This window comes from Larkinella ripae (genome assembly GCF_054780775.1).
The window spans coordinates 258,034-272,436 of sequence record NZ_BAAGVR010000008.1; the positions used below are offsets into that span (position 1 = coordinate 258,034).

Annotated in this window: 10 protein-coding genes; 1 reads left to right on the forward strand and 9 read right to left on the reverse strand. The window is 54.9% G+C overall.

Translation table 11 applies throughout. From position 1 onward, the window contains the following. Positions 1 to 61 precede the first annotated feature (61 nt). The 8 genes from ACYVHX_RS05920 to ACYVHX_RS05955 form a co-directional block, all read right to left on the reverse strand. Positions 62 to 1,393: an agmatine deiminase family protein gene (locus tag ACYVHX_RS05920; RefSeq protein WP_460670704.1), complete on the reverse strand. Its 1,332-nt coding sequence runs from the start codon at positions 1,391 to 1,393 to the stop codon at positions 62 to 64. 234 nt (positions 1,394 to 1,627) lie between these two features. Then, complete coding sequence (locus ACYVHX_RS05925) at positions 1,628 to 2,917, reverse strand: sensor histidine kinase (protein ID WP_460670705.1); 1,290 nt, start codon at positions 2,915 to 2,917, stop codon at positions 1,628 to 1,630. A gap of 112 nt (positions 2,918 to 3,029) precedes the next feature. Beyond that, a complete protein-coding gene (locus tag ACYVHX_RS05930; protein WP_460670706.1) occupies positions 3,030 to 4,418 on the reverse strand; it encodes a sigma-54-dependent transcriptional regulator in 1,389 nt (462 codons plus the stop codon). Between the two features lie 145 nt (positions 4,419 to 4,563). Beyond that, positions 4,564 to 5,718 (reverse strand): ABC transporter permease, encoded by a 1,155-nt coding sequence (locus tag ACYVHX_RS05935; RefSeq protein WP_460670707.1) that lies wholly within the window; start codon positions 5,716 to 5,718, stop codon positions 4,564 to 4,566. Between the two features lie 73 nt (positions 5,719 to 5,791). Beyond that, positions 5,792 to 7,039, reverse strand: a complete 1,248-nt coding sequence (locus ACYVHX_RS05940) for an ABC transporter permease (protein ID WP_460670708.1) — start codon at positions 7,037 to 7,039, stop codon at positions 5,792 to 5,794. Positions 7,040 to 7,132: 93 nt separating this feature from the next. Next, positions 7,133 to 7,795, reverse strand: a complete 663-nt coding sequence (locus tag ACYVHX_RS05945; RefSeq protein WP_460670709.1) for an ABC transporter ATP-binding protein — start codon at positions 7,793 to 7,795, stop codon at positions 7,133 to 7,135. Between the two features lie 12 nt (positions 7,796 to 7,807). Then, positions 7,808 to 9,253, reverse strand: coding sequence for a TolC family protein (locus ACYVHX_RS05950; RefSeq protein ID WP_460670710.1), 1,446 nt, complete (start codon positions 9,251 to 9,253; stop codon positions 7,808 to 7,810). A 13-nt stretch (positions 9,254 to 9,266) separates the two neighbouring features. After that, positions 9,267 to 10,529, reverse strand: a complete 1,263-nt coding sequence (locus tag ACYVHX_RS05955; protein WP_460670711.1) for an efflux RND transporter periplasmic adaptor subunit — start codon at positions 10,527 to 10,529, stop codon at positions 9,267 to 9,269. A 334-nt stretch (positions 10,530 to 10,863) separates the two neighbouring features. On the opposite strand from ACYVHX_RS05955, the gene ACYVHX_RS05960 reads away from it, so the two are divergent. Continuing rightward, positions 10,864 to 12,312, forward strand: a complete 1,449-nt coding sequence (locus tag ACYVHX_RS05960; RefSeq protein WP_460670712.1) for a hypothetical protein — start codon at positions 10,864 to 10,866, stop codon at positions 12,310 to 12,312. Between the two features lies 1 nt (position 12,313). Here the strand turns inward: ACYVHX_RS05960 and ACYVHX_RS05965 are convergent, their stop codons facing one another. Then, positions 12,314 to 14,317: a S9 family peptidase gene (locus tag ACYVHX_RS05965; protein WP_460670713.1), complete on the reverse strand. Its 2,004-nt coding sequence runs from the start codon at positions 14,315 to 14,317 to the stop codon at positions 12,314 to 12,316. Positions 14,318 to 14,403: the final 86 nt, after the last annotated feature.

Consider the following 14,403-nt stretch of genomic DNA (forward strand, 5'->3'; position numbering starts at 1 on the left):
GGCCCCAAAAAAGCCCGGTCGAAAGACCGGGCGGGACACTTTGGGTGGATCGAGTCGGTTCTTATTTTTCGGGCGCCGGCACCTGCTGGGTGATGCAGTGCATACCGCCCCCGCCCACGGTGATGGCGTCGTTTTCAATCTGGGTGACTTTCCGGTTTGGATACAGGCTCTGAATCAGCAGTTTAAACGCTTCGTCTTTTTGTTGCAGGCTTGCGTCCCGCCCCGGTTTGTACAGTTTAGGAACCAGCACGACCTCATTGGTAACAACGTAGTTCATGTAACTGGCCGCCAGCACAAACTTGATCGGGCTGCCATCGGTCGGGAAGTGCTGAATCCCAGCCATTTCTTTCAGCGATTCGTACATCAGATCACCCGGAATCAGTTCGACCACAATCGGGCTGGGCTCCGGGGCGCGGATGATCGTGAGCGGTTTTCCGTCCTGATCGGTCGAATGACTCAAAACCTGGTAGGCATCTTCCAGCGCGTGGTACGACTGCTGGGTGAACGGGTTGCCGTCGGCCAGTTCCGACGCCGGAATGTGCGGCAGCAACACGGTATGATCGTTGATCCAGGTGACCATCTCGTCGGAATGCCACACGCCAAAGTTGAAATAGGGCTGCCCATTGATCAGTTTCGGCGATTCCAGAACCGGGTGCGAATCGGTACCGGTGTTTTCGTTCAGAAAAATCACTTTTTTGAGGTTAAAAACCCGTTTCAGTTCCGTTTCGATCTGAGTCAGGCTCAGACCCGGATTGCTGGCCAGCAGGGATTTTTTGACGACAATCGCCGTGCCCTTCCCGTTGAAATGCAGGTTTCCGCCTTCCGCAACCAGCGGAGAACGGATGACGCCGGCCCCTTTTGCCGCGCCCGTTCCGTGCGACACGTCGTTGTCAAGCTGGTAAACGGCGTAGCTTTCGGCGGGAATGTAGTCTTTCGTCCGGTAGGCGTCAAAGTCGAAATCCACGATTTGGTAGCCGCCTTTCTTGTTTTTCAGGAACGTACCGCCGGTATCCCGAATCCACAGATCGCCGTGGGAAACCGGGTGAAACACGATGGCCGTGTCGATGGCAGCCTGTGAAACGCCCTTGCTGAGCAGCGCCGTCGTTAAAGCCTGCGCGTCTGCCGGCCCATTGATCGCATAATCGATTTTTGTGCTCGTCGGCAAAATTTCCCTGATCATTTCGGCCTGAACGTTAAGCATTGAAAGGCCTTCTTTGTAGTCGGAGGTGGGTGCGGAGAGCCAGATGGAAGCCAGCGACTCGAATTCGGCGGGCACGTAAAATACCTCATCGCCGGACCCGTCCGGATGGGCCGGAATATGGTCTTTCAAACAACCGGCTAAAGCCAATGGGAGGAGTGCAACTGCGCCTAAGCGGAAGAGGAGCCGTTTCATGTTCGTTTGTTTTTGTTGTTTAATGAGAAAGCGGGCAGAAATCGCTTTGCTCGGTGGTGAATGGGGCAAGTGACGGAACAAAGCTAGGCTGACAACCAACGTCCGGCCGAAGCGCTCTGGGGAAAGCGATGAAAACGGCCGACCGAGCCCCGAAACGAGAGAATCCGGGGATGAATGAGCAAACGGTTGACGGACGAACAGAAGAAAACCGCCCGGATAATCAGAGAAAGGACGTTAGAGCGAAATGGTAAACGCGGTCCAGCCAGACGGCTGGGTTTTGAGCGAGAACGAAAAACCGTGGTTGAGGAGAATATCGCGGGTGAGCGTCAGGCCGATGCCCTGTCCATCGGGCTTGGTGCTGAAGAAGGGGTTGAACAGATTGGTTTCCAGATCCGGACTAATCGGTTTGCCATTGTCCCGAACGGCTAGCGTATCCTGGTCCAGAATTACCTCGACGGTCTGGCCCGCCGAACAGGCTTCAATCGCGTTTTTGATGATGTTCACCAGCACCTGCTCCAGTTGGGGGGCATCGGCCGGGACCAAAACCGGGTTGGCGGGCAGTTCATGCGTTAACAGAACGCCTTTGGCCTCGGCCTGGGGCTGCATTAACCGCCCCACGTTGCGAACCAGTTCGGTCAGATCGGTAGCGGTTTTCTGGGGATGCGGCAGCCGCACGACATCCGCAAACCGGCGCATGAACAGGTTCAGCCGGTCGTTGCGTTCGATGGCGATCTGGAGTGCGTAACTAACATCCTCCTGTTCAGGGGCTTCCATGTACGTTTTGGTGACGTTCAGGATGGAGTTGATCGCGCCGATGGAGTTGTTCACTTCGTGGGCCATCATCCGGATGACTTTGCTGTACGCTTTTTTCTCGGATTCCAGAATTTCACTCGTCAATTCCTCGATCAGCATGAAGTCGCGCCGGAAGCCCCGGTCCATGAAGTGCGAGCGCTGAATGCGGTAGGTTTCGATTCCGCTGCCTTTGACCGTCTTTGCTTCAAGGGGTTCGGTATCAATTAGTTGGTTTAACAGAGGGTGGTCGATTTCGGACAAAAACCGTCCCTTTAGCTGATCGTCGGTTCGTTTCAGCAACGTTACGGCTTTGGGATTGGCCGAAGCAATTCGCCGGTCAAAATCAAAAATCAGGGTAGCGATGGGCGAAGCTTCGATGAGCTTTTCCAGAAAAAACTGCTGTTCCATTTGTTTGGTGCGTTCCTGACGAAGCTGGTCGATCATCAGGTTATAAACCTCGATCAGGCCGTCGACTTCGCGGTTGCCGGTCGGCACAAACTTGATCGTGAAATCCTGGTCTTTGATGGCTTCAATGCCCGCCGAAATAAATTTGGAGGGCTGCCCGAACGAGCGGTAAATCTGCACAGCCGCCCCGACCGAAAGCAGCACAAACACCTCCGAGACGATAAACAGCAGCTTGTCTTCCTGAAGCCACTTGAAGATCAGAAAAACCAGGGCCGCATGAACGGCGACGATGTAAAGGAGGTATTTAATGCGCAGGGAAAAATTCATTTCTGAACAGTCTGAACTCGGATTACACCGATTAAAAGATGAACTAAGATATAAAGATTAAAAAGGATTGCGGTAGCCATCCTGTTAATCATTTAATCGGTGTAATTCGAGTTCAGACGTCTTCCGCTGCATACGGTATTCCGTATTTTTCCAGCCGCCGGTAAAGGGCAAACCGGGTGATGCCCAGCGCCCGCGCTACTTTCGAGACCCGGTTGTTGTAGAAATCCATCGCCCGGCGAATCATCTGGTACTCAAGCTCATCGAGCGTGATGGTGCCGACTTCGGGCAGGCTGCGGGGCGTAGCGGGTGTCGGGCTTTGCGGAATCTGGTTCTGGAAATCGCTGATGCCCAACGCATCCGTGGACGAAAGCAAAACCGTGCGTTCGACGATGTTTTTCAGTTGGCGGATGTTGCCGGGCAGGGCCAGGTTTCGGGCCCAGTTCAGTGCGTCCGGAGTCGCTTTCAGTTTAGGTCGTTCATAAATGGTTTTCAGGTTATTGACAAACGAATCAACCAGCATCGGAATGTCGTCGGGGCGCTCGCGCAGGGCGGGAAGTTTGACGGTGATGAGGTTGATTCGGTAAAACAAATCTTCGCGGAACGTGCCTTTCGACACCATTTCTTCCAGGTTGCGGTTGGTGGCGCAGATCACCCGCACATCGACCGATTTGCTCCGGCTGCTGCCCAGGGGCTCAAACGTGCGGTCCTGCAACACGCGCAGCAATTTGACCTGGCTCGTTATGTCCAGATCCCCGATTTCGTCCAGAAAAATGCTGCCTTTGTTGGCGAGTTCGAACCGGCCGACGCGGTCGGATTTAGCGTCGGTAAACGCGCCCCGCAGGTGGCCGAACAGTTCGCTTTCAAACAGGGTGGAGGAAATGCCGCCGAGGTTGACCTTCACGAACGGTTTGCTCCGGCGCCGGCTGTTCTGGTGAATGGCTTCGGCGATTAGTTCTTTGCCGGTTCCGCTTTCGCCCGTAATCAAAACCGGGGCATCGGTCGGGGCTACGCGGCCGATGGTTTCCAGAATTTCGAGCAGCCGGGGATCTTCGCCGACAATGTGCCCAAACTGGTATTGCTGGTCTAACTTCCGGCGGCTGGGCGACACGGTTTTGCCCGCGTCCGACTGCTGCCGGTTCAGATTCAGCAGCGTCCGGACGGATTGCAGCACGTACTCATTCTGCCACGGTTTGGTAATGAAATCTTTCGCGCCGGCTTTCATGCCCTGCACGGCCAGGTCGATGGTGCCCCAGCCCGTAATCAGAATCACCGGCACCGTGGGGTGAGCCACCCGGATTTCGTTCACTAATTTCAGCCCTTCTTCGCCGGAGGTTTCGATGGAAAAATTCATGTCCAGCAGCACCAGCTCCGGGGTTTCGGCGGCCATGACGCCCAGGGCCTGCACCGGATCGGAAGCGGTCTGCACGGAAAAACCGTCTCTGCGCAGCAGCAGCGAGAGGGAAGTCTGAACGGCAATATCGTCGTCGATGATGAGCAGCATGATTGAACTAGTTCGCAGAGTTACGCAGAGAAAATCAGAGTTAAGCGGAGAAAAAAAAGTTTTTCAAAAATACGCTGCGTACCGCTTCTTTTCTCCGCTTAACCGCCGGGCGGCCCCGTCCGCGAAACAACTTTCTTAAAAACGCTTATTCTTCATGCAGCGCCACCGCCGGTTGAATGCGGGCGGCCTGGCGGCTGGGAAAAAGGGCGCACAGGGTCACAATGCCGTAAATGATCAGGACCGACGCGACAATGGCGGTGATGTAAATACCGGCTTCCAGATCGAACACATTCATCAGCGGAAACTGAACGGCAAACAGCAAACCGATCAGCAGGCCAAAGGTAGCCAGCACCCAGATTTCGCCAATAAACTGCCGGGAAATACCGGTGCCCGTGGCGCCCAGCGCCCGGCGCAAACCAATTTCACCCCGCCGTTTGGCGATGCTGAGGTTGAGGACCCCGAACAAACCGAGGGCCACGTTGATGAGCAGAAAAGTGCTGACAATCAGAAAAATGATAACCGGCACCAGCGTGAGGTTGTGCTTGTTTTTGCGCGAATCCGTCAGGTGATCAACCTCCACGCTCCATCCGGTAACCATCGAGGTGATGTCTTTCACAATTTTGGCTTCAAACAAGGCGTCAGTACCCGGTTTGACCCGAACCAGGAGCAGGCTGTTCCACTGGGTTTTGGGGTCGAGTTGCTCAAACAGGGCGGGGGAGTCGGCCATAAATTCGCCCCGTGATTTGAACGTATTGACCACTCCGATGATTTTGTACCGGTCACTGACGATTTTGCCCAGGGCGTTGTCGTCGCCAAAGAGCGCTTCTTTCGTTTTTTGGTTGATGACCACCGGCGAGTATTTGCCGACGCTGTCGGCGTTGATGTACCAGCGCCCCGCTACCATCGGAACCTGGAGGGTTTGCGCAAAGCTTTCGTCGGTGGCGTAGTAATCAATCTGGACATTTTTTTTGTTGTATTCGACGCTATTGCCCATCTGGCTGCCCGAAAAAGGGAAATTATTGCTCATCCTGGATGCCGATTCTACTTCCGGATATCCTTTCAGGCGTTGCAAAATCCGCTGGGTTTTATCGCCAATTTCGGTGGTGTCCTGATTGTTTCCCAGGTTGATGGCCCAGACTTGTTTGTATTCAAACCCCAGCGGCTGAATGTAATTCCGGACGTTGTAGACGATCAGCGAAGTCAGTCCGAAGAGGACCAGGAACGAAGCCCAGATTTCGACCAGCACCAGCGCGTGGGTCTTCTTCTTGTTCCAGATTAATTTAAAGAGATGACGGATCATGTTTATTGAGTGATTGAGCGAATGAGTGATGGGGTGAGCTACGGTTTTATTCGCTCAATCACTCATTCACTAATTAGGATTTGAGCGCTTCAGCAATGTTGAGTTTTGACATCCGCAGGGCGGGCGCAACGCCCGACAGAAGCCCGAATAGCAGGCAGATCAGGACGCTGACGGCGAATACGTTAACATTGATCGTCAGATCGGCGTAAGCAATCCAGCCGCTGTTGTTGATCAATTGAATGATGATCAGCGTCAGCACCAGTGCAATGACACCACCGAGAAACGTGATGAAAATGTTCTCGACGATAAACTGCCACAACAACGTCCGGATGGGCGCGCCAAAGGCCTTCCGAATGCCAATTTCGGACGCCCGCTCCATAATCCGGCTGACGTTGACGTTGACCAGGTTGATGGCCGGAAGTCCCATCAGCATAAACATGATAAAGGCGATAACGCTGAAAAAAATCGTTTTAAGGCCTTTGCCGCCGTTTAAAATCTGCCCCATAAAGCTCTCCATATAGGGCTCGCTGCGGATTTCCATGATCGAAAAATTCGATTCTTCCTGCAGGCTGGCGACGGGAATCCGGCTGATACCGCTTTGAAACTCATCCTTAATTGCCTGGAAGTCGCTTTTGTCTTTGGCCAACAAAACCGCCACATAATTGCCCCGCGCGCCCGTGTTCTGGTAATTGCTTTTGGGGGCCGTATACGGGAAATAAACGTCGGCGTAGCTGTACAGGCGGGTTACGGGACTGCCTTTTACAACGCCAATTACCTTGTAGTGGACATTTTCAATTTCAACATCCTTGCCCACGGCGGGTTCGGTCAGATCGTCAAAATACTGCCGTTTAAAGTCGTCGGTAATAACCGCAACCTGTTCGCCATTGGCAATGTTCTGCTCGTTATACGGTTTTCCTTCGAGGAAATCAAACTCCATGACGTGCCAGAAGTCCGCATCCGTAAACTTGGTGTTGAGTTTGATTTTCTGCGATCCGACGTACGCATTCGACGTACTGAAAAAAGAACAAACTGTGACCCGTTCGGTGGTCTTGAGGGTTTTGGCGTGTTTCTTCAGAAACTTAAAACTCATCGGTCCCTGGCTGCGCGAACTTCGGCTGGAGTCGGTGAGGGTCATAAACTGCAGGTAGAGCGACCGGTCCCGCTTGGTTTCCGGGTAGTGAGCCCCGAAAAGATGGTCGATGAACGAAGTCAGCACCATCAAAACCGTCAGGGTCAGGCTGATGCCGAAGAGCGTAATGAAGGTGTAGAACGGATGCCGCAGGAGCACCTTCCAGGCGATTTTTATGTAGTTCGTTAGCATTTCAATTTTGAATGAGTGAATGATAGAATGAGTGAATACCTGAATGAGTTGACCGTCTTTTATTCTGTCATTCACTCATTCAAAATTGAACATTCACTGCACCTGCGTTCCGTCAAATAACCGGATGAGCCGGTGGGTGCGTTTGGCCATGCTCTCGTCGTGGGTCACCATCACGATGGTTGCGCCTTCCTGGTTCAGTCCCTGCAGAATGTTCATGATTTCGTTGCCCATGGCGCTGTCGAGGTTGCCGGTCGGTTCGTCGGCCAGAATGATTTCCGGTTGGCCGACAATGGCGCGGGCGATGGCGACGCGCTGCTTCTGGCCGCCCGACAGTTGCTTCGGAAAGTGTTTGATGCGGTTGCTCAGTCCTACTTTTTCCAGCGCTTCCCGGGCGTAGGTCTGACGCGGTTTTCCGTTGGTCGCCCGGTACAGCAGCGGAATTTCGACGTTATCGACCACCGTTAAGTCGTTGATCAGGTGAAAGCTCTGAAAAATAAAACCGATCTTCTGGTTGCGCAGGTGGGCCAGCTCCTTGTCGCGGTAACTCGCCACCCGTTGGCCGTCCAGCTCGACGGTTCCCTGCGAGGGCGCATCCAGCAGGCCCATGATGTTCAGGAGCGTGGATTTGCCGCAGCCGGAGGGTCCCATGATCGAGACAAACTCGCCCTTGTTGATGGTCAGGTTGATGTTGTTCAGCGCCAGCGTCTCGATGCTGCTGGTGCGGTACACTTTTTCGATGTTGGTAAGGTTGATCATCGTATTTGTCGGTTACTGTATTTTTTCGTTTCGTTCAAAATCGTACAAGGTCAGCAGGCGGATGGTGTAAAAAACCGTCCAGTAATCGCGCAGCGCCAGAATCGCATCCCGCCGGGCGCGGTCTTTTTCCTGCATCGCAATGCCCAGGTCCGTCACGCTCAGGTCGCTCAGAATGAAGCGGTTTTGCGCGATCTGGTACCGCTGCTGACCAATTCCGTCGGCTTCGGCGGTGAGTTTCACCTGGTGCTGCAACATTTGCAACAGGGTCACCTGCGTGTAAATCGCCTGTTCAAAATTCAGCTTGTCCTGCTCAACGGATTGCGTCGTCAGTTGCTGGTTGGCTTTGGCGGTCTCGGTCCGGGCCTGGGCGCGCCCCCAGGTCATAATGGGCAGCACAAACTGAATTTCGAGGTATTCACGGTCCTGCGGCCGGATGTAAACGTCCCCGAAATTAGTCCCCCGGTTGGAAAGGCCAAAAGCCGCGTTGAGCGTGGCATTCAGGCCATTATCCTTGCGGGCCTTGTCGACGTCGCGCTGCGCTTCCAGGATTCTCCGCCGGAACGCAATGGCCGCCGGACGGTTCGTAGACGCTTCATTCAGGGCTTTCCGGACGTCGATGGTTAACTCAACGATCTGCGTGGGAACCGCCAAGGCCAGGGTTTGTTCGTTCCGGTAGCCCATAAACGAGCGGAGTTTCAGCGAGGCAATTTCGGCGTTTTGCCGGGCCGATGCGTAATCTTTCTGCGCCGTCAGCACGCTCAGTTGCAGTTGCAGCAGGTCATTTTGCGAAATCTTGCCCAATTCCAGTTTGTGCCGGGCGATCTTGAACAGCGTGTCGGTATTGCTCAGGTTTTTTTCGGCAATCTGCAAATTCACCTGCGCCACCAGCAAATCAAAATAAAAATTCGTGGCATCGACGGCGACCTGCTCCATCGACTCGATGTACTGCTGATTGCTTTCGTCGTATTTCAGGGGTTCAATTTTCCGGTCCCACTTCATGGCGTTGAACTGAAACAGGGGCTGCCGGAATCCCAGCGCAAACGGAATTCCGTTGTAAAGCCGGTTGTTGCGCTGAAAGTCGTCGAACCGCTGCAGCTGTTTCTGCACAAAAACCGCCCCGCCCGTCGGCGCAATGTTCTGGCTCAGCGCCAGGTTCAGAACGGAGTTGTTGTTGGAAATCGGCTGAAAATTGATCGTTCCGTCGGGCTGCGTGACGGGAATAAACGAGCGCTCAAAGTTTGGCAGCGAACCGTCGAGACTCAGTTGCGGTTTAAAACCGGCCAGAAACGTGCGGTATTGCCAGTAGTTTGTTTGCTTCTGCGTAGCCGCCTGTTTGGCCGCAATCGACTGGGTCTTGGCCATCCCCACCACATCGTCCAGCGTTAGCTGCTGCGGCTGAGCAACCACACCGCAAGCCATCAGCAGGAAACCGGGCAACAGCCGGATCAGCTTGTTCATTGGTACGTGTTCCCTAGTCATGGCTGCCGTTATCGATCGTAATTTCCTGCAAATGTTCGTATTCGCTCAGGTCGGTGATGATGACTTTTTCGCCGGCCTGAATGCCGCTCCGGAGTTCCACAAAATCGAAGTTTGATAAGCCGGTTTCGACTTCCCGGCGCTGCGCTACACCCTTGTCGTTCAGCACGTAAACGAACTGCCGCTTTTTGCCTTTGAAGGCCGGACCGTTTGCCACCCGCACCGCTTTCGTGGTTCGGTTGGTGACCACAAAAACCTCGACTTTCATGTTGGGTCGCAGCGACGAATGCTGGTTGTCATCCAGTTGCACCACAAACTGCACGACGCCATTTTTAACCGACGGTTTGACCTGCGTGATGATTCCGCGCAGGTTGACTTCGTTGACTTTAACAATGACGGGCAAGCCGGTTTTGACCTGATCGGCGTACACATCCGAACACGAACCTTCGACGCGGAAGCTGCCCAGATCGGCCAGTTTGGCCAGCATTTCGCCTTCATTGACCGCCGACCCGATGTTTTCGTTCACCCACGTCAGCACGCCCGGCCGGTCGGCCAGAATGTTGGCCTGCTTCAGTTTGTGGTCCAGTTCTTTCAGGTTTTTTTCTTCAATCTGCGCCTGTAAGGCAGTTTCTTTCAGACTGGCACTCATCGACTGCCGGTTGTAGGTGAGGTCGTTTTCGAGCTTCTTTTTTTCCAGTTCGGCGATGCGCAGGTTGTTTTCGGCGCGGGTTACGTCCTCCTGCGTTCGCCCGCCCACTTTCAATAACCGCCGGGTGTCTTCCAGTTCGGCTTTCAGGCGGTTGATGTTGAGGGATTTAATCTGATCGTCGGCTTCGGCGTCGAACAGGTTCTTGTTCAGCTTCATCCGCAACTGGTCGATGCTGTTGCGTTTGAGCGCCAGTTGGTCCTGCATCTTTTCGTAGTCGATGATCGTCAGCGATTTGTCCAGGTCCATGATGGCCTGGCCGGGCTTGATCTGCGTGCCGGGGGTGAGCAGAACCCGCCGGATGCTGGCCCGGATGGGACTGGTGATGATCTGTTCGTAGGCCGGAATGACCTCGCCCGTTGCGTTCAGGGAATTTTCGACGGGCCCAACTTCCGCCGTTGCCGTCCGGATTCGGGCGGCTTCGACGGAAGTTTTCAATACAGTGCGAAAGAATAAGAGCACCACGGCCACCACCACCAGACTCGCAAAGGCAATGGTATAGGTTTTGGTGCGGCTTTTTCTGACAATTTCGGGGGCTAGTTCTCGGTCCATTGTTGTTTACGTTGACCCAAGTAGTTCAATCCGTGTGCCAGTCGTTAAAGCGCTGTAAATGAGGATTTTCGTGAAAGTCGGTTTTGCTGATTAAGTGCGAAATCGCACGGCTTGTGCGGTTCTGAACGTGGGGTGAAAACGAATTCCGGTTCTCACGACACTAGGGAAAAGGACAGCAGGGGCATTTCAGCTCCGGAGGGGCCAAATCCGGGGAGCTGAATGGGTTTCATAACGCCCTAAACCGGGAGGGCGTCACACGCCAGGAACAGATTGCAACCATCTGGTATGAAATTGGCTCTAGAATCCGTAAATAGCACCTAAACTTCGGCCGGTCATGCCCCACGCACTCCGTTTTCTGAGCTTGTTGATTTTTCTGGGAACCACCTTCGTTTCCTGTAAGCGGGAGTCGGATAAAGCTGATCCGGACCCCCAGGAACCGCCCCGCATTCTGAGCATGAGCGTGGAAGGTATTCCGGAGCAGGCCATTCGGATCGATCCGGAAAAACGGGAAATTACGATTGCGTTGCCCGATAAATACCGGATCCGACGACCCCAGATCGGTTTTCAACTAACCGCCAAAAGCCGGATATTGGCCAAGTCCGGGGAAAGCTACGTCCCCGACGCCCTCCATTTCGACCTCGGTAGTTTGCAGGAACACACCTGGCTCGTTGGCGTGGCCGCCGAGGGGGCCACAGTGCCGCTTCCGGCCAGCGCGGTGGTGGACTACCGGATCAGGCTTGTTCAGCCCGGAAAACTGGCCATTCGCCTGATTCCGGAAGACAGTTTTAATGCCTACACGATTGGCGACCGCAACGGATTTATCCTCGTTGGGGAGAATTTTTACGACGACAGCGACCATTCGGCCCAGCTGATTCTGACCCGAAAAGGCGGTTCGGCCAGCGATCAGGTGGTGATTTCCAGCAATCAGACGCAGCAATACATTGCCGATGCCGGGGTTGCAAACACGCAGTATCCGGTGCAAATCCGGGTCACGATTCCCGACCAGGTGGCGCTGTTGCCGGGCGAGTATGCGCTGGAACTCCGGAAAGCCAACGGGCGTTCGGCGGTTTCTCCGGAGGGGTTAGTGGTTAAAAAAGGCCCGATCAGGCTGGGCGCATTTCCGCACTACCTGATTTCGCAGCGGTCGCTGAACGGAGCCGAAGTGACCCTCGATGGCCTGAACCTGTTTGAGAACAGCAACCTGGAAGTGGAGCTGAAACACGCGGACGGTACGGTGATCCGCCGAAAACCGCAGCGGTTTTCCCGTTTCGGAACCGCCTTGACGTTTGCGCCGGGGTCCGGTGCAAAACCGGGTCATTATAGGCTGCGATTGCTGGAAAACGGTCAGCCGGTCACGACCTGCTACCGGCTGGCAGTAACCAAAACCACCGGGCAGCCGTCCATTACGAGTTTCGGGAATACCAATACCCAGTTCTACCAGCCCGGCAATGAGGTTTGCGATCCCGACAATCCGCTGTATGTCGTTCGGGATGCCGCGGATGGCGGACGGTTTCAGCTCGTTCTGCAAACGGCTCCGCTGGCCGGTTCCAACCTCCGGACGGCTTTGAAACTGGTTTCGGTGGCGCAACCCCCGCAGGTGGTGGAGGTGCCGTTTCAGGTGGACGTTTACAGCTCGGCGGTTTTAGAACAATTTTCGGCCTCGGTTCAATTTCCGGAGGCCATTCCCGCCGGACCGTATCGGATGAGCGTGGTGGTGACGGATAAAACCGCCAACCGGACCACCGAAAGTGAACCGTTCGAACGGGTGATCGAAATTCGCTGAGCTATTTCTTCTCCGCCAGCTGTACGGTTTTTACGTCTACCGTGATCTCTTTCAGGCGTTTGGCGACAGGTTCCGGCATGGATTCCTGATAGCGTCCACCCAGGTGTTTGGCCAGGAATTTCTCCGCCAGCGCCAGCATCGCCATGTTGTTGACGGGCCGGGCAAAACCGTGTCCTTCGTCGGGTGCGCAGAGGTATTCGACCGGAAAACCGCGGTCGCGGAGCGCCACCACTATCTGGTCGGATTCGGCTTTGTTCACGCGCGGGTCGTTGGCCCCCTGAACCACCAGCAAGGGCGCCACGATTTTATCCGCCGAAAACAGGGGCGACTGTTTCGTCAGTTGGGCCTTGCCTTCGGGCGTGTTCGGGTCGGCCATGCGTTCGTAGAAAGTCTTCCGGATGGATTCCCAGTACGGCGGAATCGAGTTCAGGAGCGTGAGGATGTTGGACGGGGCCACAATGGCGACTCCGGCCGCGTACCGGTTCGGTGTGAAAGCCAGACCGGCCAGCGTGGCATAACCGCCGTAGGAAGCGCCCATGATGCCGACCCGCTTCGAATCGACAATGCCTTGATCGACCAGAAACTTGACACCCCAGGTAATGTCGTCCTGCATTTTTTCGCCCCACTGCTTGTTGCCCGCGTTCAGAAACTTCTTGCCGTAGCCCGTCGATGCCCGGAAGTTCATCGACAAAACCGCATAGCCCCGGTTGGCCAGAAACTGGTGGTAGGAATTATACCCCCAGAAATCGCGCCCCCACGGACCGCCGTGGGGAACCACCACCAGCGGAAGATTGCGGGCTTCAGCGCCTTTGGGCAGCGTCAGAAAAGCCGGGATGGTCAGCCCGTCCGATGACGGGTACCGAATGGCTTCCATGCGGGCCAGGTCATTGATCGGCAGTTTCGGGCGGGGACGGTATTGAAACGTCAGCGCCTTGGTTTTCCGGTCGAACAGAAACGTGGCGCCGGGATCGGTATCGCTCGTGGCGGAAAGCAGCCAGTATTGCTCGTCGTTGGTCGCGGAAACAAAGTGAATGTCCATGCCGGGGAGTTCGAGCAGAATGGCCTGAAAGTCTTTTTCAAACTCCTTGTTTTTCCAGTACCGGCGCAAGCGGTCGTCGGTGTAGGTCGTAAAAAGGGGCTCTTTGGTCACTTCCGAAATCGTGATGCCGCCAAAATCCACTTTAGCCAGGGGGTCGGACTCGACGGTTTTTTCCTTCATGGTAGCCGGGTCGAGCAAAATCAGTTTCTGAAGATCCGATTTTCCTTTGTTTGTCACCAGGTAAAACCGCTGGTTGTCCTTGTGAAAACCGATTGGATAACTGGTTTCAAAAACCGTCGTGGAATAAATTTTGGTTAAACCGCCTTCATCGACCCGCAGGATTTCGGAGGTGCCGTCGGGGGCGGTGCGGGTCGCCAGCCGGAGTTTGTCGTCCCAATCGAAGATCCAGCCCGTTACGCGGTCGGTATTCTGGCGCAGCAGGGTTTTTTCGCCGGTTGTCAGGTTCAGTTTATACAGATCGTGCCAGGCTTTGTCGCGGTTGTTCAGGCCGATGTACAGGGTGTTGGGGTCGGTTTTGGGAACCTTATAAATTAGCGCCCGGGCGCCACTGGCATCGGTCAGGTTGCGGGCCTGCGGCACCTCAGTGGCCTGCAGACTTTCCGACGGGCTGACGGCGTAGATGTTGAAATTTTCGTTTCCGCCTTTATCCTGGACGTAGAGCACAAATTTGCCGTCCCGCGACCAGAAATACGAACCTATCGGGCGCGCGGTGTCGGCCGTCACCGGTTTGGCCGCCGTGAACGGATCGTCGCGTTTTTTCACCCAGACGTTCCGGGTGCCCCTATACGGTTTAATGAACGACATATACGAGCCATCGGGCGAAAGCTGGGCGCCGGTGATTTCCGGATCGCCAAAAATCAACTGCCGGTCAATGAGCCCGGGCGTCTGGGCCGTTGCCGCCAGCGTCAGCCAGAAAGCAAGCAGAAGAACGGAAAACTTTTTCATACCAGCGGTTGGTTAAGATGGCCCGGTAAGTTAGCGAAAAAAGCAACCGCATAAAAAAAGCCGACCCGGTGTGGAAGGTCGGCTGA